Origin of the sequence: Enterobacter cloacae complex sp. OE43NF, from assembly GCF_023544405.1 — a bacterium.
In the GTDB taxonomy this organism is placed as follows: Bacteria; Pseudomonadota; Gammaproteobacteria; order Enterobacterales; family Enterobacteriaceae; genus Enterobacter; species Enterobacter cloacae.
This window is the reverse complement of the sequence record NZ_JAMJFW010000014.1, coordinates 1-22857: the sequence shown is the minus strand read 5'-3', so window position 1 is coordinate 22857 and position 22857 is coordinate 1. Positions and strand designations below refer to the sequence as shown.

Sequence of the window (22857 nt, the reverse complement as noted above, 5' to 3'; positions counted from 1 at the left end):
TTATTGTTATTAATCATCCGCTTTTCTTTCTGCTTACATGCAAGACCTGCCTTGATCGCCAGAAATAGCGGCAAAATGCCACCCTCCTCACTTTATTGAAACAGCGTTTCGATGCTGATCACATTTCCATCATTAAGCGAATGACGCGGGAAAAAATAGCCATAATATAAAATAAAACACTGTTTTATTATTCGAAAACTACGGTTCGGATGTCATGAAACTCATACCGTCATTTCACCCACTGATTGCCAGGTAGGTCTGTATGAATGAAAACAAGCTGCTGGGGCTCGCATGGATATCACCCTACATTATTGGGTTGATACTCTTTACGGCTTTCCCCTTCGTCTCATCGTTTTTCCTCAGTTTTACGGATTACGATTTGATGAGCCCACCGGTGTTTAACGGCATCGAAAACTATCGCTATATGTTTACTGAAGACACGCTCTTCTGGACATCAATGGGTGTCACGTTCGCGTATGTATTTTTGACCATTCCGCTGAAGCTCGCGTTTGCATTAGGGATTGCGTTTGTTCTCAACTTCAAATTACGCGGGATCGGCTTTTTCCGTACCGCTTACTATATTCCGTCGATCCTCGGCAGCTCCGTGGCGATTGCTGTGTTGTGGCGCGCCTTATTTGCGATAGATGGTCTGCTGAACAGCTTTATTGGCGTATTTGGCTTCGACCCGGTGAACTGGCTGGGTGAGCCCTCTCTGGCGCTGATGTCCGTGACCCTGCTGCGCGTCTGGCAGTTCGGCTCCGCGATGGTCATCTTCCTGGCGGCGCTGCAAAACGTTCCGCAGTCTCAGTATGAAGCGGCAATGATCGACGGCGCGTCCAGATGGCAAATGTTCATGAAAGTGACCGTGCCGCTGATTACGCCGGTGATTTTCTTCAACTTCATCATGCAAACCACTCAGGCATTCCAGGAATTTACCGGGCCGTACGTCATTACCGGCGGCGGGCCAACCTACTCGACCTATCTGTTCTCGCTCTACATCTACGACACGGCGTTCAAATATTTCGATATGGGTTATGGCGCGGCGCTGGCGTGGATCCTGTTCCTGGTGGTGGCCGTCTTTGCCGGTATCGCCTTTAAGTCGTCGAAATACTGGGTGTTCTACTCCGCCGATAAAGGAGGCAAAAATGGCTGATATTCAACACCTTTCCTCGGCAAGAAGCGTCGCCGAACGCGAGGTTGCCCGTACGCAGCGCAGAGAGAAAATCAACGCCACCGTTCGCTATACGATCCTGCTGTTTGTCGGCCTGCTGATGCTCTACCCGCTGGTGTGGATGTTCTCGGCGTCGTTCAAGCCGAACCACGAGATCTTCACTACCCTGAGCCTGTGGCCGGCACATGCCACCTGGGACGGGTTTATCAACGGCTGGAAGACCGGGACCGAGTACACCTTCGGCCATTACATGCTGAACACCTTTAAGTACGTGATCCCCAAAGTGATCCTGACCATTATCTCCTCCACCATTGTGGCGTATGGTTTTGCCCGCTTTGAGATCCCGTGGAAAAAATTCTGGTTCGCCACGCTCATCACCACCATGCTGCTGCCCAGCACCGTGCTGTTGATTCCGCAGTACCTGATGTTCCGTGAAATGGGCATGTTGAACAGCTACATGCCGCTGTACCTGCCGCTGGCCTTCGCCACGCAGGGGTTCTTCGTCTTTATGCTGATCCAGTTCCTGCGCGGCGTGCCGCGTGACATGGAAGAGGCGGCGCAAATCGACGGCTGTAACTCCCTTCAGGTGCTGTGGTACGTGGTGGTGCCGATCCTGAAACCGGCCATTATCTCCGTCGCCCTGTTCCAGTTCATGTGGTCAATGAATGACTTTATCGGGCCACTGATTTACGTCTACAGCGTGGATAAATACCCGATTGCACTGGCGCTGAAAATGTCCATCGACGTTACCGAAGGTGCGCCGTGGAACGAAATTCTGGCAATGGCGAGCATCTCCATTCTGCCATCCATCATTGTGTTCTTCCTGGCCCAACGCTACTTCGTGCAGGGCGTCTCCAGCAGCGGAATTAAAGGTTAAGAGGGAAATATCATGGCTGAAGTTGTCTTCAATAAACTGGAAAAGGTTTACTCCAACGGCTTCAAAGCCGTACATGCTATCGACCTGAAGATCGCCGAGGGGGAGTTTATGGTGATCGTCGGTCCATCCGGCTGTGCCAAGTCCACCACCCTTCGCATGCTGGCGGGGCTGGAAACCATCAGCGGCGGTGAAGTGCGGATCGGCGATAAGATCGTGAACAACCTCGCACCGAAGGAGCGCGGCATTGCGATGGTGTTCCAGAACTACGCGCTCTACCCGCACATGACGGTGCGCGAAAATCTGGCCTTTGGTCTTAAGCTGAGCAAACTGCCGAAAGAGCAAATTGAGTCGCAGGTAAACGAAGCGGCCAAAATCCTGGAGCTGGAGTCGCTGCTTGACCGCCTGCCGCGTCAGCTTTCCGGTGGACAGGCCCAGCGAGTCGCGGTTGGCCGCGCGATTGTGAAAAAGCCGGACGTGTTTCTCTTTGACGAACCGCTGTCAAACCTTGATGCCAAGCTCCGTGCCTCGATGCGTATTCGTATTTCAGATCTGCATAAGCAGCTGAAGCAGTCCGGTAAACCGGCCACCACCGTCTACGTCACGCATGACCAGACCGAAGCGATGACCATGGGCGACCGTATTTGTGTAATGAAGCTGGGCCACATCATGCAGGTCGATACCCCGGATAACCTCTACCACAAGCCCAACAACATGTTCGTCGCGGGATTCATCGGTGCACCGGAGATGAACATTCGTAAAAGCCAGTTGGTGGAAAAAGCCGGGCAACTGCACATCACCCTCGGCAATGAAACCATGCCGCTCAATGCGCAAACGCAGGAAAAAGTCGCTGCTTACGCCGGTCAGGACGTGTTCTACGGCGTGCGCCCGGAATTTGTGTCGATCTCAGACTCGCCTTTCCCGGATGGGTGCAGCGGCGAAATGGTGCGCGTGGAGAACATGGGCCACGAATTCTTTGTGTACCTGAAGGTAGCGGACAACGAACTGACCGCCAGAATCCCTTCGGAAGAGGCTAAGCCGATGATTGCTAAAGGGCTTAACCGCAAAGTCTATTTCCGCTTCGACATGAATAAGTGCCATATTTTTGACGCAAAAACTGAACTGAACCTCTCTCTCTGATGGAGCAAGAAAAATGAAAAATGTGCTTTTAAGCGCAGCAATCTCCGCGACCCTGGGCCTTACTGCTTTGCCATCGATGGCGCAAACTACCGATTTACGTATGTCCTGGTGGGGCGGTAATGGCCGTCACCAGGTGACGCTGAAAGCGTTAGAAGAGTTCCATAAACAGAACCCGGACATTAACGTTAAGGCGGAATACACCGGCTGGGACGGCCATCTTTCCCGTCTGACCACCCAGATCGCAGGCGGCACAGAGCCGGATGTGATGCAAACCAACTGGAACTGGCTGCCGATCTTCTCGAAAACCGGCGACGGCTTTTACGATCTGAACAAAATGAAGGACGTGATAGATCTAAGCCAGTTTGATGCCAAAGAGCTCCAGTCCACAACGGTCAACGGCAAGCTGAACGGGATCCCAATTTCCGTGACCGCGCGCGTCTTCTACTTTAACGACGAAACGTGGAAAAAAGCGGGCATCGACTACCCAAAAACCTGGGACGAACTGATGGCCGCCGGTAAAACCTTCGAAAGCAAGCTCGGCAAGCAGTATTACCCTGTCATACTGGAACACCAGGACACGCTGGCGCTGCTAAATTCTTACATGGTTCAGAAATACAACATCCCTGCCGTGGACGAGAAAACCAAAAAATTCACCTACAGCAAGGCGCAATGGGTGGAGTTCTTCCAGACCTACAAAAAACTGATTGATAGCCACGTGATGCCGGACACCAAATACTATGCGTCGTTTGGCAAGAGCAACATGTATGAGATGAAGCCGTGGATCCAGGGGGAATGGGGCGGCACCTATATGTGGAACTCCACCATCAACAAATACTCCGATAACCTCAAGCCACCGGCAAAACTGGTGCTGGGCAGTTACCCGATGCTGCCGGGTGCCACGGATGCGGGCCTGTTCTTCAAACCGGCACAGATGCTGTCGATCGGTAAATCGACCAAAAACCCGGAAGCGGCGGCAAAGCTGATTAACTTCCTGCTGAACAGTAAAGAGGGCGTGGAGACGCTGGGCCTGGAGCGTGGCGTACCGCTGAGCAAAGTGGCGGTTCAGTACCTGACAGAAGCCGGTACCATTAAAGAAAACGACCCGTCGGTTGCAGGCCTGCGTCTGGCGCAGTCGCTGCCTGCAAAACTCAGCGTGTCACCTTACTTTGACGATCCGCAGATTGTGGCGCAGTTCGGCACCTCGCTGCAGTATATCGACTATGGTCAGAAATCGGTGGAAGAGACCGCTGCAGATTTCCAGCGTCAGGCTGAGCGTATTCTGAAGCGGGCGATGCGTTAAAAGGCGACGCCTTACCGGGCCGACAAGGTATTGTAGGCCCGGTAAGCGAAGCGCCACCGGGCAATAACATTACACGCCAATATTACGTAGTTTCTCCCCGCTCATCAGCTTGCGTTCAATATGCTCCAGCGTCACGCCTTTGGTTTCAGGAATCAGCCAGAAGGTCACCCCGATAAACACCACGTTCAGTACCGTGTAGAGCCAGAACGTTCCTGCTGCACCAATGGCATCCAGCAGCGTCAGGAAGGTTGCGCCGATGATCATGTTCGACACCCAGTTGGTGGTGGTGGAACAGGTGATGCCAAAGTCGCGGCACTTCAGCGGCTGAATTTCAGAGCACAGGATCCACACCACCGGTGCGGCGCTCATGGCATATCCGGCGATACACATCATGGTCATCCCGACAGAGAGCCAGGAGAGACCGCTCGAGGCGGTGCCATTATCAAACTGCATCAGACAGTAACCGAGGATCAGCGTACCGAGCGCCATTACGCTAAAGCCAATCTTCAGCGCCGGTTTACGACCGGCTTTATCCACGGTAAATACCGCGATAAACGTGGCAAACATAAAGGTCAGCCCGACCACCAGCGTTGCAATCATCTGCTGTTCGGTGGTGGTAAATCCGGCCATTTTGAAGATACGCGGCGCGTAATACATGATGATGTTCATCCCGGTGAACTGCTGCATCGCCTGCAGCAGCATGCCAAGGAACACCGCGCGACGCACGTTGCGGTTGGCTTTAAACAGCGACCAGCCGCCCTGCTTCAGCTTCAGGCTTTCGCGGATCTCGTTCAGCTCTTCACGCGCTTTCTCTGAGGTATCACGCAGCATGCGCAGCACCTCTTCCGCTTCCACGTGACGACCTTTCTGCGCCAGCCAGCGCGGGCTGTTCGGCAGGAAAATCACCAGCACAATCAGCAACAGCGCGGGCAGCGCCAGCACGCCCAGCATGGCGCGCCAGTTACCACTGTAGCTGAAGTAAGTATCTGACAGAAACGCCAGTACGATACCCAGCGTGACCATCAACTGGTACATACTGATCATCTTGCCGCGCACGTTCTCGCTCGCCATCTCCGAGAGATACAGCGGCGCAGTGTAGGAGGCAATCCCGACCGCCACGCCCAGCAGGACGCGGGAGAGCAGCAGCACTTCCACGTTGGTGGCGAACGCAGAGCCAATGGAGCCAGCCACAAACAGAATTGCCCCAACCATCAGGCTATATTTGCGCCCGAGACGGAACGAGAGCCAGCCGTTGAACAGCGCGCCGATGGCCGCGCCAAGCATCATGCTGCTCACCACCCACTCCTGCAGGCGACTGCTCAGCGCAAAGTGATCGGTAATAAACGGTAATGCGCCAGCAATGACGCCGATATCCAGTCCAAATAACAAGCCAGCCACTGCCGCCGCAATGGAGACAAACTGGTTCATGCGGCGAGTATCGCGCAGCGCCGCGGGCATGAGGGTAGAGTCATTTATAGATGTCATAGTTTCCTGCCTGAACAGAGAAATTCGTTAAGTGAAATTACGAGATAGCGAAGAAAAGTGTCAGGCCTGAATTCGCGAAGATATGGATTATTTCGCTATGGCATGGCGATCTGTGATGGACATTACAATTTCAACTCGCGGTGAAATATCGCCATATTTTACTAATTGATTAATATTTAAGTAATAAAATTGTGATGCGCGTCATTTATGATTTTTTAGTATGGATTTTTCATCTTTGTCGATATGGATAATGACAATTTTTGAGCAAAAAAAACCTCCACCCGCAGGCAGAGGCTCTTTCGTCAGCGCGAATTAACGCGCCAGCCAGCCGCCATCAACCGCTACGGTATAACCGTTGATGTAGTCCGACGCCTTCGATGCCAGGAACACCACAGGCCCTTTCAGATCGTCCGGCAGCCCCCAACGCCCTGCAGGGATTCGGTCAAGGATTTCCGCGCTACGCTGCTCGTCCGCACGCAGCTGCTGGGTATTGTTGGTCGCCATGTAGCCCGGGGCAATGGCGTTAACGTTGATATTGTGCTTCGCCCATTCGTTCGCCAGCAGACGGGTGACCCCCATCACTGCGCTTTTTGACGCGGTGTAAGACGGCACCCGGATGCCCCCCTGGAAGGAGAGCATGGAGGCGATATTGATAATCTTGCCGCCATTCCCCTGAGCGATGAAGTGTTTCGCCGCCGCCTGAGACATAAAGAACACGCTTTTGATATTCAGGTTCATCACGTCGTCCCAGTCGCGCTCGCTGAAGTTAATCGCGTCTTCACGGCGGATCAGCCCGGCATTATTGACCAGAATATCGATATGACCGAATTCCGCCACGGCGCGATCCAGCAGGTCAGGAATGGCGTCGATTTTACGCAGATCCGCGGTCAGGCTCAGGAAACGGCGGCCCAGCGCGGTCACGCGCTCGATGGTTTCCGTAGGCTCGACGATGTTGATGCCCACGATATCGCAGCCCGCTTCTGCCAGCCCCAACGCCATGCCCTGGCCCAGACCGGTGTCACAACCGGAAACCACAGCCACTTTACCTTGCAGAGAGAATGCATCCAGAATCATGTTTGTTCCTTACTCTTTCGATGCCTGTCAGCAACAGGCAGATTTATGCTTAACTGCCCGCGACTAGCGCAGATCTTTTACCGCGACGTGGTCCATGTCATCAAAGACCTGGTTTTCACCGACCATTCCCCAGATGAAGGTATACGCCTTCGTCCCCACCCCGGAGTGAATTGACCAGCTCGGAGAGATAACCGCCTGCTCGTTATGCATCACGATATGGCGTGTTTCCTGCGGTTGACCCATCATGTGGAATACGCAGGCATCCTCATCCATGTTGAAGTAGAAATAGACCTCCATACGGCGCTCGTGGGTATGGCACGGCATGGTGTTCCACAGGTTGCCCGGCGCCAGCTCGGTCAGCCCCATGCTGAGCTGGCAGGTCTCCAGCACATCCGGAACGAAGTATTTGTTGATGGTACGACGGTTGCTGGTGAGGTTATCGCCCAGCGTCACCGGGGCTACGTCTGCCGGGGTAACTTTTTTGGTAGGACAGGTGGTGTGAGCCGGGGCGCAGTTGTAGTAAAACTTCGCTGGCGTGCTGCCATCGGCGCTGGCAAAGACCACCTCTTTCGCGCCCTTGCCGACATACAGCGCGTCGCGGTGACCAATTTCGTAGCACTGGCCGTCAACCGTAATGGTGCCCGGCCCGCCAATGTTAATCACGCCCAGTTCACGCCGTTCCAGGAAATAGCTCACGCCGAGCTGCTTACCCACTTCCCCACCCACGGAGACAGTTTTGGTCACCGGCATAATTCCACCCACAATAATGCGGTCAATGTGGCTGTAGACCATGGTGTAGCGATCGGCTTCGAACACCTGCTCAACTAAAAATTCACTGCGCAGCCCCTGCGTGTCGAGGGTTTTGGCGTGCGCGCTGTGGATGCTTTGTCTGACGTCCACGATAACCTCCAGAATGGATCGTGCCCGAAGGCAGAAAATTAACGAAACGACGTTCCGTTTTAAGGATAAGCACAGTGTAAACGCCCATAATGGGGTTTTCAATTACATTTAAAACATCGTTTCATTTTTTGTGATTCTTTATACCAGAAATGGTGTTCCGATCACGGAAGCGTCAGGATTCGCCGCTTCATCTCCCTCAAACTGACAAACTGCGCGATAAGTCACACTAAATAAAACAGTGTTTTGATAATTTAACACCTACTTTTTAATCTTATTTTATTGTCGAAAGGAGCGCATTATGGCTAAAGGTATGCGGGTCAAGCTGAACTACGAGATCGGCCGGGATCCGGATACAGGCGTCGAAGTCACGCGTCTGACCCCGCCTGAAGTAACCTGTCATCGCAACTACTTTTACCAGAAGTGCTTCTTTAATGACGGCAGTCATCTGCTGTTCGCCGGAGCGTTCGATGGTCACTGGAACTATTACCTGCTGGATCTGCAGAACGCCGAAGCCGTACAGCTGACGGAGGGCGCAGGCGATAACACCTTTGGCGGATTTCTCTCCCCGGACGATCGCGCCTTCTACTATGTGAAGAACGATCGCACGCTTATGGAGGTCTCTCTTGAGACACGGGCAGAGCGTGAAGTATACCGCGTCCCGGATGACTGGGTCGGTTACGGCACCTGGGTGGCGAACAGCGACTGCACCAGCCTTGTGGGCATTGAAATTGCGAAACGCGACTGGACACCGCTGAACGACTGGCAAATTTTCCATGACTTCTTCCATAAAGGGCCACACTGCCGGCTGCTGCGCGTGGATCTGAAAACCGGCGAGGGCTCAATCATTCATGAAGAGAAGAAGTGGCTGGGGCATCCTATCTATCGTCCGTTTGATGACCATACGGTGGCGTTTTGTCACGAGGGACCACACGATCTGGTCGATGCCCGGATGTGGCTGGTCAACGAAGATGGCACCGACATACGTAAAGTCAAAACGCATGCACAAGGTGAAAGCTGTACCCACGAATTCTGGGTCCCGGATGGCTCCGCGCTGGTATACGTCTCGTATCTGAAAGGCCAGCAGGGTCGTTCCATCTGCCGCTTCGATCCACAAACCGGCGTAAATGAGACGATAATGCAGATGCCATCCTGTTCACATTTGATGAGTAATTTCGACGGCACGTTACTGGTAGGCGACGGTTCCGGCACACCGGTGGATGTGAAAGACACCCACGGTTACACCATCGATAACGATCCCTATCTCTACGCCTTTGACGTGGCCAAAAAGCGCTACTATCGCATCGCCCGTCATGACACCTCCTGGGCGACGGTAGAAAATAGCCGCCAGGTCACCCATCCGCATCCCTCCTTTACACCGGACGAGAAAGCGGTGCTATTCAGTTCCGATAAAGACGGTAAACCTGCCCTCTATATTGCGAAACTCCCCGCGCAACCGGATATGTTGTCTGCATGATTTAAAAATGTGTTTCTGTAACTGGCCTTGCCCTCCTTACGGAGGGCTTTTTTTGCTCTGAACGTTTTGCCCGGTGACGCTGCGCTCACCGGGCCTGGAGGGAAATATCAGAAGGAATACGCCACGCCTAAACGGAAGCGGGTCTGACGTTCATCGCTCTCTTTTACACCCACATTACCCACCTCAACATACGGCGCCCAGTTTTTATCCCATTTATACGCCAGCTTCGCGTTATATTCGGTGGAATAATCTTTATTATTATTACGGACCATCCCTTCCGTACTTTTTGCATAAACATAATTCAGTTCGGTACGCCAGTCTCCCATGACCCAGCCGACCCAGGCATCACCACGGTTAACTTTGTCATCGTCTTTATTAGAGCTCGACGGATAACGGGTATATTCATAACGATAACGCGCGGCCACGTAAAAGCCATTATCAAAACTGTATTGCAGGTGCAGGTTCGGTTTATAAATGGTACGACTGTCGTTACTCTCAAGCGTGAACGCGGGAGTCAGCGCAATATTCTCTGTCGCTTTCCAGCGCCAGCTAATTTGATCTTCATGACCGTTACCCACCACATCCGCAAACGGCTGGTCGGCCTTATCACCACCCGATTTCCATTTCGCTTCTACAGAAAAACCGACGCCATTCGCAAAGCGATGCGAGACTGAAACACGGTCTGCATTTGCGCCGTTGTCGATGTATTCATGACGCAGATCGACGGTCACCGCCTGCGCGGCGAAAGAAGTACCAATAAGAGAAGCTACAACCAGAGATTTGTTAAACATGACAAAAACCCTCAATTAAAATAACGTTTCATTTTTATGAAATGGCAGTTTATTTTTTAATAAATGCTATTTTAGTTAGCGAGATCGTAATTATTTGTTTCATTTTTTTCGGTACAAATCGGCGTGATACACGTCAACAAACAAGTGGGATTTAGGCGAAATTAATGGAGGGAGATCACGTCAGGCAGGAATAACGCGCATAAAAAAACCTCCCGATGGGAGGTTTTTTTATGAAGGAAGGGATTAACGTTCGATAGCCAGCGCTACTCCTTGCCCACCGCCGATACAGAGCGTGGCAATGCCTTTACGGGCGTTACGCTTTTTCATCTCGTGAACCAGCGATACCAGAATGCGGCAGCCGGAAGCACCGATGGGATGACCGAGCGCAATCGCACCGCCGTTGACATTCACCCGCAGCGGATCCCACTCCAGCATTTTGCCCACTGAGATCGCCTGCGCGGCAAAGGCCTCGTTGACTTCAATCAGATCCACATCGGAAAGCTGCCAGCCCGCGCGATCCAGGCAGCGGCGGGTCGCATACACCGGCGCGATCCCCATTAACGCCGGATCAACCCCCACGCTGGCAAACGCCTTAATCCGGGCCAGCACGGGAAGATCCAGTTCCTGCGCTTTGCTTTCGCTCATCATCATCACCGCCGCCGCACCGTCGTTAATCGAAGAGGCATTTCCCGCCGTGACCGACCCTTGCGTTTCAAAAGCAGGATTGAGCATGGCCAGCCCTTCTGCGCTGGCATCGGTTCGCGGCTGCTCATCGGTGTCGACGACAATCGTCTGACCGTTCTGACGCTGGGTGCACACCGGGACAATTTCATCGCGAAAACGCCCGGAATCAATCGCGGCACGCGCTTTCTGCTGCGAGCTCAACGCGTAAGCATCCTGCAGCTCACGGCTTATACCGTACTCACGCGCCAGGTTTTCCGCCGTCACGCCCATATGATAATCATTAAACGCGTCCCACAGCCCGTCATGCACCAGGCTGTCGAGCAACTGGCTGTTACCCAGCTGCGCGCCGGTGCGGCTGTCGGTGAGGACATGCGGCGCGCGGCTCATGTTCTCCTGCCCACCGGCAATGACCACATCCGCTTCACCACACTGGATGGCCTGCGTGGCAAGATGCAGCGCCTTTAACCCTGAGCCACAGACGTCGTTGATGGTGATTGCCGAGACGGTGTTGGGCAGGCCGCCTTTTAGCGCCGCCTGACGGGCAGGGTTTTGCCCGGCGCCGGCCGTCAGGACCTGTCCGAGGATCACCTCATCGACTTCATGTGCCGGGATCCCGCTGCGCTCCACCAGCGCTTTCACCACCACGCTACCCAGTTCAACAGCCGAGTGACGCGCCAGCGCTCCCTGAAAACAGCCGATAGCTGTACGCAACGCACCCACTATAACGACATCTTTCATCACCACCTCTGCGTTAAAGGACATGACGATAGTAGAGGATTGTTACTGGCATTTATCTTAATTGTTTAAAAATAGTGAGTTTAATCACAAGGATCAGCGTGCGTCCTGCAGATACTGCCGCAGCCAGCTTCCGGCGACGCCGGGAGGGGATCGTTTATTCCACAGCAGATCGATACCGATCGCGCGAGGCCAGCCAGGAACATTCAACTGCACCAGCGATTTCGCGGCGGCAAATTCTTCCACCAGCGCACACGGCAACACGCACCAGCCAAATCCCTGCACCGCCATACTCAGCAGTAACAGGTAATTCGGTGCCGACCAGACCGGCCCCCGGGCGAGCGTTGCCTCGCGCTCCAGGTAGGTGCTGAGCCGCAGTTCCCGCCAGCCGTGCAGCTCATCGGCCTGCACTTCATGTTGCCCGGCCAGAGGATGCGTGGTCGCGACATAAATCGCCATCCGGGTTTGCATCGGCAGCCGGGTGACGCCGATATCGGTCGGGTAAGCGTCACGCGCCTCCGTCAGGCCAACCTGCGCCCTCTCCTTTTGCAGCAGATCGATGACGTCCTCTTCCTCGCCAATCAGGCACTCAAATTCCGTATGGGGAAAACGCTGGTCAAACTGGTTCATCAGATCTTCCAGCACGTCCGGGTTAAGCGTATCAGAGAGGACAAACGTCAGGCGCGCCTCCGTTTGCGCGGTCAACGATACCGCCAGTTCGTCCAGCCGCGTGCTGGCGGCGAGGATCGCCTGGACATAGCCCAGCACCTGCTCTCCCTGAGCGGTTAACACCGGCTGGCGCGCCGAACGGTCGAACAGATCAAAACCGAGGTCAGCTTCAAGATTGGCAATCGAGGTGCTGATTGTTGACTGGCTTTTACGCAGCCGCCGTGCGGCAGCAGAGAAAGAGCCCGCTGCCACGGTTTCAACAAACGCGGTAAGGGCTTCAGGTGAGTAGCGCATAACCTATCTACTTTATCGATGGATACCATCTTTAATATATCACCTTTAGCGATAAAAATAGGCGCCATCAACGCCCATACCGGCGAATTAACGAGGTCGAAAGCTATGCAACATCAGGATGCACTCCAACGTAAACTGCCGGAGCGGATCTTCCACGCGGTCTGCTTTGAGGGGATTGCCACGGCGATCCTCGCCCCAACGGCGGCTTGGCTGATGCAGCGTTCCGTGGTGGAGATGGGTGGGTTGACCATTATCCTCGCCACCACGGCCATGCTCTGGAACATTATCTATAACTTCGGTTTCGACCGTTTCTGGCCTGTCCAGCGCGTAAAACGCACGGCAAAAGTCCGCGCGCTGCATGCCCTGGGGTTCGAATGTGGGTTTATCGTGATTGGCGTGTCGATTGTCGCTGCGGTTCTTGGCGTCACGCTGCTGCAGGCATTCACGCTGGAAATAGGTTTCTTCCTGTTCTTCCTGCCCTACACCATGTTCTACAACTGGGCGTATGACACGTTACGTGAGAAATTCCTGAAGCGTCGTCAGCAGCGACGCGCCCTGGCGGGCTAACTCCCCTCTGGCCGGACGACTGGTCCGGCCAAACTCCGTCGAAGCAACTGCGCTCTCAACGCATAACTATGGTAAATTGCACTCCATTCTGAATGGTTTGCTAGTTGATACGTTGCTCTAATGTCGAAAATTTGGTCAAAAGATGAGACTCTGTGGAGTTTCGCTCTCTATGGCACGGCCGTGGGCGCAGGAACGCTGTTCTTGCCCATCCAGCTGGGCTCCGCAGGCGCTATTGTCCTGTTCATTACCGCCCTTGTGGCCTACCCATTAACCTACTGGCCGCATAAAGCGCTGGCGCAATTTATCCTGTCGTCAAAAACGAAAGGCAATGAAGGGATCACTGGCGCGGTCTCCCACTACTACGGCAGGAAAATTGGGAATCTGATCACCACGCTCTATTTCATCGCCTTCTTCGTGGTGGTGCAGATTTACGCCGTGGCCATCACCAATTCATTAACGGAGCAGCTGGCAAAAAGGATGACAGTGGATACCGCCACTCGCGTGCTGGTCAGTTTTGGCGTGGTACTGGTATTGAATCTTATCTTCCTGATGGGGCGTCATATCACGATCAAAGTGATGGGCTTCCTGGTATTTCCGCTGATCGCCTATTTCCTGTTTGTCTCCCTGTACCTGACCGGCAGCTGGCAACCCTCACTGCTCACCAGCCAGATGGCGTTTGATCGCCACACTTTGCATCAGGTGTGGATCTCAATCCCGGTGATGGTGTTCGCGTTTAGCCATACGCCGATTATCTCCACCTTTGCCGTCGATCGCCGCGAGAAGTTCGGTGACGCAGCCATGGACAAGTGCAAGAAAATCATGAAGGTGGCGTATCTGATCATCTGCCTGAGCGTGCTGTTCTTTGTGTTCAGCTGCCTGCTCTCGATTCCGCCGTCCTATATTGTGACCGCAAAAGAGCAAGGGGTGACGATCCTGTCAGCGCTGTCGATGATGCCCTCTTCTCCGGCCTGGCTCGGCATTTCCGGCATTATTGTGGCGATTATTGCCATGTCGAAATCGTTCCTGGGCACCTATTTTGGGGTGATTGAAGGGGCGACGGAAATCGTGAAGTCGTCGCTGAATCAGGTCGGCGTGAAGAAGAGCCGCGCCTTTAACCGTGCGATTTCTATTCTGGGCGTGTCGCTGATCACCTTTGCGGTCTGCTGCATTAACCCGAACGCCATTTCGATGATTTACGCCATCAGCGGTCCGCTTATCGCCATGATCCTGTTTATCATGCCGACGCTGTCGACCTACCTGATCCCCTCCCTGAAGCCGTATCGCTCCATTGGCAGCCTGCTCACGCTGATTGTTGGCGTGCTGTGCGTGTCGGTGATGTTTGTCGGCTAACCCTCGCGTGCCCGGCCTTCTGCCGGGCGCGTCTGATTTTTACAGTGGAAACGGTCTGTCCTGCACGACCGTTTTCATCACCAGCGTAGAGCGAAGATGCTGTACGCCTGGCATGGCAGAAAGTTTCTCGTCATACAGTTTCTGAAAAGCCGACAGATCGCGGGTGACAACATGCATCAGGTAGTCGGGATCGCCAAATAATCGCTGGGCCAGCACGATTTGCGGGATCTCTTCCACCGCCTCTTCGAACGCGCTGACCGCTTTCTTATCACCCTCTTTCAGGGTGGCAAACACAATCGCCAGGAAATTAAACCCCATTTTGGCGGGATCGAGATTGGCGCGATACCCCGTAATGGCTCCGCTCTGCTCCAGCGCACGTACGCGTCGGTGACACGGAGAGAGGCTCAGGTTCACCCGCTCCGCCAGCTCCGTAAGAGATAAACGGCCATCAGCCTGCAGTTCAGCAAGAATTTTTCGATCAATGCTATCCATATGGAAGATTTTCTCAATTTTAGCGTTTTATGAGCATAACATTGAAAACTCATTTCGTACCGATACCGATATTCTTTCTCTCCGGGTAATTCAGGTACAGGAGTTTCACAGACGATGGAAATGAGTATTGTGGCCGGTTTTTGGGTGGTGTCCTTCCTGCTCATCATGACACCGGGTGCAGACTGGGCCTATGCGATCAGCGCCGGGATCAACGGGCGGCGCGTAGTGCCGGCGGTGATGGGACTGATGTCCGGGCATCTGCTCGCCACGCTGGTCGTAGTGGCGGGCGTGGGTGTGTTGATTGCTCAACATCCACTGGCATTATCAGGGCTGACAATTGCGGGGGCGGTTTATCTGCTGTGGCTCGGCATCACGCTGTTACGCCATCCTGCCGCGCCGGAAAGCACCGTGCAGCATGCAGGAAACTGGAAACAGTGGGCGGTGAAGGGATTATGTATCAGCGGGCTCAACCCAAAAGTCTTCTTACTGTTTCTGGCGTTGCTTCCGCAGTTTACCGATCCAAAGGGAAGCTGGTCGATTGCCACGCAGATGTCGGCCTTGGGTGTGATGCATCTTTTCACCTGCACACTGGTCTATTTGCTGGTGGGATATGGTTCGAAAGCGGTGCTGGCGACCCGTCCGCAGGCGGCACGTGCGGTGAGCATGGCCTCAGGGGGGATTATGGTGGCGATCGCGCTGGGATTGCTGCTGGAGCAGGTGAGATAAAAAACACCGGCCATCGCCGGTGTGTTTTACGCCCGAATATCGTCATATTCCCGCGTGTTATCAAACTCATGCTTTGCAAACGGGCACAGCGGGATAATTTTGCGATTCTCACCGCGCATTTTCTCCACCACCTTCGCCACCAGCTGCTTACCAACCCCTTGCCCCTTCAGGCTCGGATCGACATCGGTGTGCTCAATAATGCTCAGATGCTCACCTGTGGGTACGAAGACAATCTCTGCAACCTGATTGCCGTTCGCATCGTTCACATAAAACTTGTTATGGCCTTCCAGAATATCCATGGTTCCTCGCTTATTTTTGGCGATACTGCAACGCACCGCTCGGGCAGGTATCAATCACGCGTACAACGGTTTCCACGTCCACTTCATCAGGAATGATCCACGGTTTACGTTTCAGATTAAACAGCTTTGCGCTGCCGCGCACGCAGTTACCGGAGTGTTTGCAGATCCCGGTATTGAAGTAGACGTCAATTTTCTCCCCGGTATAGGCCCGGTAACCCGCATCCAGTAGTTCTTTATCCATGACATTGCCTCTGTAATTATTATCGTGCTGAATGAAGCATAGCCTTACGGGATCCTGATGGCTATAACGTATAGCGTTTTCTTGCCGGATTGTTTCCCCTGCGTGCATGACTGACGCAGACGGGGTGGCTGCGTCAGCCTGGCTGATTATTCCCGCCGGGATATTTAAAATTAAACAAGTTTAATCTGAAGATGTATCGGTTGTTTACGATAATGTCCGCTCTGCTTATTTAACACGAGTCCCCCATGAAGAAACGGTCATTATTACTGACTCTGCTCAGCCTCAGTTTATTAACCGCCTGCAGCGCTTCTGCGCCTGATAAGGTTGAACAAATCCATCATCTGCAGATCCCATTAGTTTTACCCGGAGAAAAACCGCCAGAAATTCCGGCATCGCATATCGCTGCGCTGTATCAGGAAAATAAAGTTCAGATCGACCGTTTAACAGCGCAGTTGAAATCAGATTATTTACAACAGACTACCGCGAAAGATATTTTTACCGAAGATAGCCCTGTTCAGCCGGTCTTCGCCTCGCTGACTAAACTTGAGCAGCTGGAAATGGTTAATCAGCAGTACCTGAAAGATAAAAACGTCACGGGGCTGCAAAAGATTAACATTGTCCTTCAACCTTTAGTCACCGGTTAAATGCCAAAAGCCCAACTGCTGAACAGTCGGGCTTTTGTAACGGAAAGGATGGCAAAGATTAATCCTGCTGTCCAAATCGCCATGTCAGTCCAGCAGTCACAGAGCTTACGTCGCTGCTGACGCCAATCTGGTTGGCATTACCCACGTTGCTTACCCATTGATATTCCAGACGGCCCGCTAAATTTTTGTTAAACGCATACTCCGTCCCGACTGCGGCAAGCGGGCGAACGCCTGTTTCAAAACGATTGTGACCACTTACATCAGATTCAGCACGATAGGCCATCGCTCCGGCACGACCATAGATATCCCAGCTGTCGGTCACGGCATAGCTGGCTTTTAAGGACATCTGTAGCCCCTGGCTTTTCATTTGTGCCCCCGCGCTATGTTTGCCTTTAATCTGCATATTGCCTAAATAATCGTACCCGCCTTCCAGTGCCAGCCACGGAGTCATCTGATAACCCGCGTATACCCCACCACCGATATTATCATGATCGATATTATACTGGTTCGAGCCATTATTATTATCGCTCGCTTTCGAGCCGGTGTTGGCGTCAAAATAGTGTGACCAGCCGAATTTAGCACCGCTATACCAGGTGCCTGTATCTGCCGCTGCAAATGCAGACGTTGCGGTAAAAGCGTTAGCCAGAATTAATGCAACAAGTGTCTTTTTCATAGAAATCCCGTTTACTCTGTTGAATATTTCAGTGAGCAAACGATATCGACAAACACGACGATCGCGAAATCATTTTCTGTTTATTTTTAAATTTTAAAATGACTCTGGCAAATGCCCTACCTCCAGTAAATATCCGCCACGTTTGAACGCGATATATTTACCTTGCTTAAGTGCAGATAATACATTGAGAATACTGCTGCGGGAAAGAAGCGTACGATCCTGAATATATTCCAGAATAGTTGTTCGCATCCGCACCTCATCGTGCAGTAATATCATCTCCTGCAGATAGCTGCGAATCACGGAATAGGTGCGCTGCTGCACAACCTGGGCATCACGATAAATGAGATAGGCCGTATGGTACGACAGCAAGGCTGCCACATCCTCCCAGACGCCCTGTTCACGAAATCGCGCGGCGGCTTCATCTGCATCAGCACGCAAAATCAGAGACTCCCGTTCTGCGCGTAGTATATGTCCTTGCGTCGGCTGGATCATCTCGGCAATGCCGAACAGATGTGGCTCAAAAACGCTAACTAACAGCAACCCGTCAGATGCACGCAACAAAGAAAGCTCTCCTTCCTGAAAAAGATACATTTGCTGGCGGCCTTTATGTTTCCAGGTAATCCGCTTGCGCGGCGCGAGCTTCACTTTTTCCGCAATGGGTTCAAGTACCGCCGTCAGACGTTCAATGGAGTGTTCAGGGCGAACAGGAGGCAATATATGCATGACACCACCTTTGGGTATTCGATAATGGCCAGTATAGACCACAGCGGCCATCACTCAGACTGGTATGAGGGAATGAAGGTATATCAGAGGGTATGGCATACGTAAAAAGATAATTTGTTTATTTTTGAACTTTACCCGCATGACACGTGATAAGTATGCCCGATTTCCTGAAGTGCTTACATGAATATCAACGTAAACAATGGGGAGAATAAACGATTTAAAAACCCTGCACTCACCCTCTTATTTCTTAAGATTATTCCTAATTCAGCGATAATTATTTTAATATTTTTAATTGATTACAAAATCGCAACCCTTAATAAAGCTTTTAGCGTTTTGAATTGTATATACCACCTGACTATTCTCATTCCTGCCGATAACAACCGGGTAATGATGATGAGAAGTTCGTGCTTCTCAGGATTTTATTTATTCAAATTATCAGGCGGTTAGCAGAACTGAGTGACTTAAATCACGCATTTCGTAAGGACTATCTTTCAATGGCGAAATTCTTCGCCACGCTGTCACAGGAGTCAGACATGAGCGAAAATTTAATCTGGTCAGGAAAAGTTGACGCAAAAAATGCCGAAGGGACAAATACAGGAGTTGCCCTCAAAGCGGGAGAGATAATTACTATTCTGGCCAGTGGTTGGGCCAGGAATGGAAGTGAAAATTTTGCGCTTACCGCACCACAGGGGCGTATTCCCCGAGAGGGTGAAACGCTAACGTTACGCAATCCTTCGCTTCAGGCACGCATTGGTAACGAAAATTATCCGGTTGGTAATCATAAATACCGCTGGTCGGTTCCTGCTGAAGGGGCGCTGACACTGATTTTTGCCGATGGCAAAGACCAGTACAAAGACAACGCCGGTGAATTCAGCGTTGAAGTGTATCGCGAGGCGGATATTTCCGCCGCGGCGGCAGCTCCGTTTGAAGATTTAACCAACTTTGAGCGCGATAACTGGAATAACTGGCAGGCCGGACCTGCCGGGCACGATCTTTACCTGGTTGACACCAGCACCCGCGCCGTCGAGTTTATTACCAGACCTAATAAAAACCATGCCGGTGAGATCCTCAAAAAGACGCTGACAGGTCTGACTGCCGGGCATGAATATACCTGGACGGTGAAAATTGCGCGCATCATAGGAAAATATGAAGCGCCAAAGGTTTCGCTGCGTGCTGATGGCAAAGACATTTCCGCCCCCCTGGAACTGAAGCAGGCAAATGAATGGGTAACCCTGAGTGGAAAATTCAAAGCCACGGGCAGTCAGGCTGAACTCGCGGTAGTCAGCCATGTGTCAGCCAGTATGGGAAATGATTTCCGTATCAAGGAACTAAAAATAAAGGGTTAACGTCAAAAACGTCGGACTGCTATTTAGCGAGAATGCTGGATGGCAGTGCGATGTTCAAAATTGCTTACAGTAAGTAAATCAGCCAGAAAGCTTTAAACAGAGTCGCTTAGGATTTAGTCTTTAAGAAAGGTCTGGAGCGGGCGAAGGGAATCGAAACTCTGTTTCATAATTTCCGCAACGCGACGATCATCGAATCAACATAGTAACTATTATTGATACTTGATTGCGAGATTTTAGAGGATCAGTCTCATGACAATCAAGGGCCAGGAGTATCTTTATCTTTCACCGGACGGTGTATGGCAGTTTCAAATCTACATCCCGTCTTATATGCGTCACATGTTCGGCGGGAAGCGCCTGTATCGGAAAAGTACAGGGACAAGAGATATCTACAAGGCGCGTCACTTCCGTAACCACATGCTGGTAGAGTGGAACAACCTTAAAGAACAGTTCAAGCCTGATACTGAGGATAAGCGTATTCAGCTTGCGATCACTTCCCTGCACTCTCAAATCAGGAAGAACAAGAATAAACCATTGATTGAAGAGCGAGCCAGTTCGATTCCTCACCTGTGCTTCTTACGAGATGAATACGCTACTGCCTACCAGGATCGGAGATCATTCTCCACACTGAGCAAATCGGCGCGAGCCGTTGAGGTGTTTCTCCAGAGTATTGGGAAAGTTGATATCAGCCTGGATCAGATTGGACGCCGATTAGTTACAGACTTCATAGAAGAGCAGCAGAAACGCGATGTAGCGCCCCAGACCGTGCAAAACTGGCTTACATCGTTAGGTAGCCTCTACGAGTTCGCCAAACGCCGCTATGACGCTATAGCCCCCCTAAATCCGTTTCATGGTCACAACCTTGAAGCGCGGCGCACAATTGAAAGCTATCAGCCGTTTGAATGGCATCAGCTATCTACACTACTCAACGAAGCAGACGAAGAGCTACGAGCAGTTATTCTGATCGGTTTGTTCTCTGGTGCAAGGCTGGACGAAATAGCCAGCTTGAAGAAAGAAGAGATCGTTATGGTGGAAGGGATACGGACATTCTACATTAGCAAATCCAAGACGAAGGCAGGGATTAGACACATTCCTATCCATGCTTTTCTGATCGGCATGGTGGATTATTATCTGAGTTTGAACACTGGAGATTACCTGTTACCACAGGCTAACAAGATTGAACGCAAAGACGGTAAGAAAGGACCATTCTATTCCCAAGCATTCACCCGCTTACGGCGTCGCGTAGTGCCTATGGCTACAGACCGTCAATGCTTTCACAGTTTGAGGGGGCATTTTATCACGTGTCTCGACCGTGCCGGAGTACCCGAACAACGGATCGGCTACATCACGGGACACTCTTCCCAAGCCGCTGCCACAGAAGCATTCAAAACCTACAGCGCGGGGTGTTCCATGAAAGAGCTATCCGACTATGTGGAAATGGTGGCCTATCCAGAGATCACTTTCCCAGAATTAAACAAAGAGGAGCAAGCTCCCCACGCATAAATTTATAACTAATGTCAAATTATTTTTTTGATGCGCTGCTATTCACCTTGCTCATACCTGCGAGCTTAGCTCTCACAAAAAAAACAACCAACCAATTGATAAATAATAAATAAAAGATAAAAAAGGATGACAGAATTTATTTACTCAAACAACTTTTAAAAAAGTCAACCACCAAAAATTAATAGATTACAACGATCAAAAACAAATTATTGATCGCTTTTATTGATAAATGGTATTTTTTAGATGATAATCAGTACATAACTAAAATGAGCAATTAGTATGGAACACATTTATATTGCAGACCCAATAATGAATGTTGACGAGAGATTAATGGGCGTTGAACTTTTAACTCGTTTCATTTCCAATGATGGCCGTCCTTGTCATCCTGACTTTGTTATTTCATCTTGGGATTTAGATAGGAAGCGGCTCTTTCTATACGAACAATGCGGTATCATTTCCAGCAAACAAAAGTGGTTCGAACGAAATAAACTTTTTTGCACACTAAACATTGATCAACAAATGGCTTTTCTCGTTCGGCACGATCAAACATTGATAAAAGCATTTGAATCTATGCCATTCGTCAAACTTGAACTTTCTGAGCATTTCCCTGGTTTGGATAAGGGATTGAAAAGTCCCTTATTAAAATCGCTGAGCCAGGGTGTAAATGGGCTATGGCTCGATGACCTTGGCGCAGGAAACGCGAATGTAGTTAGTTTGATCGAAGGATACTTTGAGGTTGTAAAGATAGATCGCTGCTTCTTTAATGAACAGGTGCAGAAACCAACCTTCAACCTGTTGATTGCATCAATCAAAAAACACTGCGACAAAATTATTATTGAAGGGATTGAGAATAGAGATCATATGGGGTTACTGCGTGAGGTGGGAATTTGGGGATTACAGGGCTATCTTTTTAAATCTGTCCCTTTTAAAAATGTGGATTCATTGCTTTAGTGTTGAAACCATCAAAAAAGGGGCATAAGCCCCTCATTTTTTAAACTCCGTCGTAACAGTGTCAGATTCAGTTTTCTTAGGTGCATTGTTCACCACCTTCTGTTTCACCGTACCGCCTACAGATTTATTTCCCTGCGTTTTAGTTGCAATCACATTAACTGTAGCTTTACTGACAAGCCTGATCTGTTCAAATTCAAGATCGAATTGCATCGCGTATTCAGATTTATAATCGTAGGAAATACCGGAGAGAATAACATTATCGTACACTTTGTGCTCTGTCACTAATGTGATGGGCTGGCGACTTTCAAACATCTTATCGAGGTATTCGATAGCTTGACTGATACGAGTGCCATTCACACCAGCGCTGTATAACAAATCCTTTTCCAGCCTCACCGGAGTTTCGGAAATAATCCCCGATAGCTTGAATGTATTATTCTTAATCTGAACGTGATCGCTCACCTCTGCCCCGCTCTCAACGGGATAGCTGGTAATATCAGCCTGTCTGCGTATTCCCGTATCCGTCACGGCATCAAACACTATCGCCTGATAGTTCTGAATATAGCTATCTGAGGACGAATTATATACAGATGCAAGGATGGTGAATCCGTTTTCACCTTTGGTGCGGGTAGCACTGCTGTTATTACTGTTCTGAGTTGAATTGATACGGGAGGCATCGCTGCCCCCGATAGTTAAACTACCTGGTGTTGCCATTTAGCCCCCCGTCCCTTGTCCAGATGAAACAGCCAGCACCATA

Annotated in this window: 24 protein-coding genes; 12 read left to right on the top strand and 12 right to left on the bottom strand. The window is 51.3% G+C overall.

What is annotated here, in order from left to right; translation table 11 throughout:
• The first annotated feature begins 262 nt into the window (after positions 1 to 262).
• Genes M8370_RS08805 through M8370_RS08790 form a run of 4 tightly spaced genes read left to right on the top strand, consistent with a single transcriptional unit; the run spans position 263 to position 4485 of the window.
• Positions 263 to 1153 carry a carbohydrate ABC transporter permease gene (locus M8370_RS08805; protein WP_013098570.1) on the top strand — a complete coding sequence of 297 codons (891 nt, stop codon included), beginning with the start codon at positions 263 to 265 and terminating at the stop codon, positions 1151 to 1153.
• A complete protein-coding gene (locus M8370_RS08800) occupies positions 1146 to 2048 on the top strand; it encodes a carbohydrate ABC transporter permease (protein ID WP_250020776.1) in 903 nt (300 codons plus the stop codon). The genes M8370_RS08805 and M8370_RS08800 overlap by 8 nt, the downstream gene beginning before the upstream one ends.
• Before the next feature lie 12 nt (positions 2049 to 2060).
• The gene (locus M8370_RS08795) at positions 2061 to 3185 is read left to right on the top strand and encodes an ABC transporter ATP-binding protein (protein ID WP_058679598.1); all 1125 of its coding nucleotides are present in this window, start codon (positions 2061 to 2063) and stop codon (positions 3183 to 3185) included.
• A 13-nt stretch (positions 3186 to 3198) separates the two neighbouring features.
• Positions 3199 to 4485 (top strand): ABC transporter substrate-binding protein, encoded by a 1287-nt coding sequence (locus tag M8370_RS08790; protein WP_029883169.1) that lies wholly within the window; start codon positions 3199 to 3201, stop codon positions 4483 to 4485.
• 69 nt (positions 4486 to 4554) lie between these two features.
• Here the strand turns inward: M8370_RS08790 and araE are convergent, their stop codons facing one another.
• The 3 genes from araE to kduI form a co-directional block, all read right to left on the bottom strand.
• A complete protein-coding gene (gene araE / locus M8370_RS08785; protein WP_349665602.1) occupies positions 4555 to 5988 on the bottom strand; it encodes an arabinose-proton symporter AraE in 1434 nt (477 codons plus the stop codon).
• 294 nt (positions 5989 to 6282) lie between these two features.
• Positions 6283 to 7044, bottom strand: a complete 762-nt coding sequence (kduD, locus tag M8370_RS08780; RefSeq protein WP_013098575.1) for a 2-dehydro-3-deoxy-D-gluconate 5-dehydrogenase KduD — start codon at positions 7042 to 7044, stop codon at positions 6283 to 6285.
• Positions 7045 to 7107: 63 nt separating this feature from the next.
• Entirely contained in the window at positions 7108 to 7944 is an 837-nt protein-coding gene (kduI, locus tag M8370_RS08775; RefSeq protein WP_062730105.1) for a 5-dehydro-4-deoxy-D-glucuronate isomerase, read from the bottom strand.
• A gap of 298 nt (positions 7945 to 8242) precedes the next feature.
• Between kduI and M8370_RS08770 the strand changes: the two genes are divergently transcribed.
• Positions 8243 to 9418 carry an oligogalacturonate lyase family protein gene (locus M8370_RS08770; RefSeq protein ID WP_062730106.1) on the top strand — a complete coding sequence of 392 codons (1176 nt, stop codon included), beginning with the start codon at positions 8243 to 8245 and terminating at the stop codon, positions 9416 to 9418.
• Positions 9419 to 9525: 107 nt separating this feature from the next.
• Here M8370_RS08770 and M8370_RS08765 read toward each other — a convergent pair whose 3' ends face one another.
• The 3 genes from M8370_RS08765 to M8370_RS08755 form a co-directional block, all read right to left on the bottom strand.
• The gene (locus M8370_RS08765; protein ID WP_020687115.1) at positions 9526 to 10209 is read right to left on the bottom strand and encodes an oligogalacturonate-specific porin KdgM family protein; all 684 of its coding nucleotides are present in this window, start codon (positions 10207 to 10209) and stop codon (positions 9526 to 9528) included.
• A gap of 243 nt (positions 10210 to 10452) precedes the next feature.
• Positions 10453 to 11631, bottom strand: coding sequence for an acetyl-CoA C-acetyltransferase (locus M8370_RS08760; protein ID WP_023620438.1), 1179 nt, complete (start codon positions 11629 to 11631; stop codon positions 10453 to 10455).
• 93 nt (positions 11632 to 11724) lie between these two features.
• The gene (locus M8370_RS08755; RefSeq protein WP_013098580.1) at positions 11725 to 12591 is read right to left on the bottom strand and encodes a LysR family transcriptional regulator; all 867 of its coding nucleotides are present in this window, start codon (positions 12589 to 12591) and stop codon (positions 11725 to 11727) included.
• A gap of 105 nt (positions 12592 to 12696) precedes the next feature.
• Here M8370_RS08755 and M8370_RS08750 point away from each other — a divergent pair, with 105 nt between their 5' ends.
• Entirely contained in the window at positions 12697 to 13158 is a 462-nt protein-coding gene (locus M8370_RS08750) for a multidrug/biocide efflux PACE transporter (protein ID WP_020687112.1), read from the top strand.
• Positions 13159 to 13278: 120 nt separating this feature from the next.
• Positions 13279 to 14508, top strand: a complete 1230-nt coding sequence (locus tag M8370_RS08745) for an amino acid permease (RefSeq protein WP_038420528.1) — start codon at positions 13279 to 13281, stop codon at positions 14506 to 14508.
• A gap of 39 nt (positions 14509 to 14547) precedes the next feature.
• Here M8370_RS08745 and M8370_RS08740 read toward each other — a convergent pair whose 3' ends face one another.
• Positions 14548 to 15000, bottom strand: a complete 453-nt coding sequence (locus M8370_RS08740; RefSeq protein ID WP_013098583.1) for an Lrp/AsnC family transcriptional regulator — start codon at positions 14998 to 15000, stop codon at positions 14548 to 14550.
• A gap of 114 nt (positions 15001 to 15114) precedes the next feature.
• On the opposite strand from M8370_RS08740, the gene M8370_RS08735 reads away from it, so the two are divergent.
• Positions 15115 to 15726 (top strand): LysE family translocator, encoded by a 612-nt coding sequence (locus tag M8370_RS08735; RefSeq protein ID WP_250020774.1) that lies wholly within the window; start codon positions 15115 to 15117, stop codon positions 15724 to 15726.
• A gap of 26 nt (positions 15727 to 15752) precedes the next feature.
• Here M8370_RS08735 and M8370_RS08730 read toward each other — a convergent pair whose 3' ends face one another.
• The gene (locus tag M8370_RS08730; protein WP_013098585.1) at positions 15753 to 16025 is read right to left on the bottom strand and encodes a GNAT family N-acetyltransferase; all 273 of its coding nucleotides are present in this window, start codon (positions 16023 to 16025) and stop codon (positions 15753 to 15755) included.
• A 10-nt stretch (positions 16026 to 16035) separates the two neighbouring features.
• Complete coding sequence (gene yjdI, locus M8370_RS08725) at positions 16036 to 16266, bottom strand: 4Fe-4S mono-cluster protein YjdI (protein WP_013098586.1); 231 nt, start codon at positions 16264 to 16266, stop codon at positions 16036 to 16038.
• A 245-nt stretch (positions 16267 to 16511) separates the two neighbouring features.
• On the opposite strand from yjdI, the gene M8370_RS08720 reads away from it, so the two are divergent.
• Entirely contained in the window at positions 16512 to 16910 is a 399-nt protein-coding gene (locus M8370_RS08720; RefSeq protein WP_013098587.1) for a KPN_03583 family lipoprotein, read from the top strand.
• Between the two features lie 58 nt (positions 16911 to 16968).
• Here M8370_RS08720 and M8370_RS08715 read toward each other — a convergent pair whose 3' ends face one another.
• Entirely contained in the window at positions 16969 to 17583 is a 615-nt protein-coding gene (locus M8370_RS08715; RefSeq protein ID WP_222168922.1) for an outer membrane beta-barrel protein, read from the bottom strand.
• 93 nt (positions 17584 to 17676) lie between these two features.
• Positions 17677 to 18306 (bottom strand): helix-turn-helix domain-containing protein, encoded by a 630-nt coding sequence (locus tag M8370_RS08710; protein WP_250020796.1) that lies wholly within the window; start codon positions 18304 to 18306, stop codon positions 17677 to 17679.
• Positions 18307 to 18710: 404 nt separating this feature from the next.
• On the opposite strand from M8370_RS08710, the gene M8370_RS08705 reads away from it, so the two are divergent.
• The 3 genes from M8370_RS08705 to M8370_RS08695 all read left to right on the top strand — a co-directional run bounded on the left by M8370_RS08705 (position 18711) and on the right by M8370_RS08695 (position 22103).
• Positions 18711 to 19652, top strand: coding sequence for a LecA/PA-IL family lectin (locus M8370_RS08705; RefSeq protein WP_230202357.1), 942 nt, complete (start codon positions 18711 to 18713; stop codon positions 19650 to 19652).
• Between the two features lie 249 nt (positions 19653 to 19901).
• On the top strand, positions 19902 to 21152 hold the full coding sequence (locus tag M8370_RS08700) for a tyrosine-type recombinase/integrase (protein WP_003862885.1): 1251 nt from the start codon (positions 19902 to 19904) through the stop codon (positions 21150 to 21152).
• Between the two features lie 279 nt (positions 21153 to 21431).
• A complete protein-coding gene (locus M8370_RS08695; RefSeq protein ID WP_044157545.1) occupies positions 21432 to 22103 on the top strand; it encodes an EAL domain-containing protein in 672 nt (223 codons plus the stop codon).
• Positions 22104 to 22136: 33 nt separating this feature from the next.
• On the opposite strand, the gene M8370_RS08690 is transcribed toward M8370_RS08695, so the two are convergent.
• Positions 22137 to 22814, bottom strand: a complete 678-nt coding sequence (locus M8370_RS08690; protein ID WP_013098598.1) for a phage baseplate protein — start codon at positions 22812 to 22814, stop codon at positions 22137 to 22139.
• Between the last annotated feature and the right edge of the window lie 43 nt (positions 22815 to 22857).

Coding starts and splice junctions, on each gene's coding strand:
- M8370_RS08790 (WP_029883169.1), top strand. CDS start 3,199: ATGAAAAATGTGCTTTTAAGCGCAGCAATCTCCGCGACCCTGGGCCTT.
- M8370_RS08690 (WP_013098598.1), bottom strand. CDS start 22,814: ATGGCAACACCAGGTAGTTTAACTATCGGGGGCAGCGATGCCTCCCGT.
- M8370_RS08765 (WP_020687115.1), bottom strand. CDS start 10,209: ATGTTTAACAAATCTCTGGTTGTAGCTTCTCTTATTGGTACTTCTTTC.
- M8370_RS08715 (WP_222168922.1), bottom strand. CDS start 17,583: ATGAAAAAGACACTTGTTGCATTAATTCTGGCTAACGCTTTTACCGCA.
- M8370_RS08710 (WP_250020796.1), bottom strand. CDS start 18,306: ATGCATATATTGCCTCCTGTTCGCCCTGAACACTCCATTGAACGTCTG.
- M8370_RS08760 (WP_023620438.1), bottom strand. CDS start 11,631: ATGAAAGATGTCGTTATAGTGGGTGCGTTGCGTACAGCTATCGGCTGT.
- M8370_RS08695 (WP_044157545.1), top strand. CDS start 21,432: ATGGAACACATTTATATTGCAGACCCAATAATGAATGTTGACGAGAGA.
- M8370_RS08700 (WP_003862885.1), top strand. CDS start 19,902: ATGACAATCAAGGGCCAGGAGTATCTTTATCTTTCACCGGACGGTGTA.
- M8370_RS08770 (WP_062730106.1), top strand. CDS start 8,243: ATGGCTAAAGGTATGCGGGTCAAGCTGAACTACGAGATCGGCCGGGAT.
- M8370_RS08800 (WP_250020776.1), top strand. CDS start 1,146: ATGGCTGATATTCAACACCTTTCCTCGGCAAGAAGCGTCGCCGAACGC.
- M8370_RS08730 (WP_013098585.1), bottom strand. CDS start 16,025: ATGGATATTCTGGAAGGCCATAACAAGTTTTATGTGAACGATGCGAAC.
- M8370_RS08795 (WP_058679598.1), top strand. CDS start 2,061: ATGGCTGAAGTTGTCTTCAATAAACTGGAAAAGGTTTACTCCAACGGC.
- M8370_RS08805 (WP_013098570.1), top strand. CDS start 263: ATGAATGAAAACAAGCTGCTGGGGCTCGCATGGATATCACCCTACATT.
- M8370_RS08745 (WP_038420528.1), top strand. CDS start 13,279: ATGTCGAAAATTTGGTCAAAAGATGAGACTCTGTGGAGTTTCGCTCTC.
- M8370_RS08720 (WP_013098587.1), top strand. CDS start 16,512: ATGAAGAAACGGTCATTATTACTGACTCTGCTCAGCCTCAGTTTATTA.
- M8370_RS08740 (WP_013098583.1), bottom strand. CDS start 15,000: ATGGATAGCATTGATCGAAAAATTCTTGCTGAACTGCAGGCTGATGGC.
- M8370_RS08755 (WP_013098580.1), bottom strand. CDS start 12,591: ATGCGCTACTCACCTGAAGCCCTTACCGCGTTTGTTGAAACCGTGGCA.
- kduD (WP_013098575.1), bottom strand. CDS start 7,044: ATGATTCTGGATGCATTCTCTCTGCAAGGTAAAGTGGCTGTGGTTTCC.
- M8370_RS08750 (WP_020687112.1), top strand. CDS start 12,697: ATGCAACATCAGGATGCACTCCAACGTAAACTGCCGGAGCGGATCTTC.
- yjdI (WP_013098586.1), bottom strand. CDS start 16,266: ATGGATAAAGAACTACTGGATGCGGGTTACCGGGCCTATACCGGGGAG.
- M8370_RS08735 (WP_250020774.1), top strand. CDS start 15,115: ATGGAAATGAGTATTGTGGCCGGTTTTTGGGTGGTGTCCTTCCTGCTC.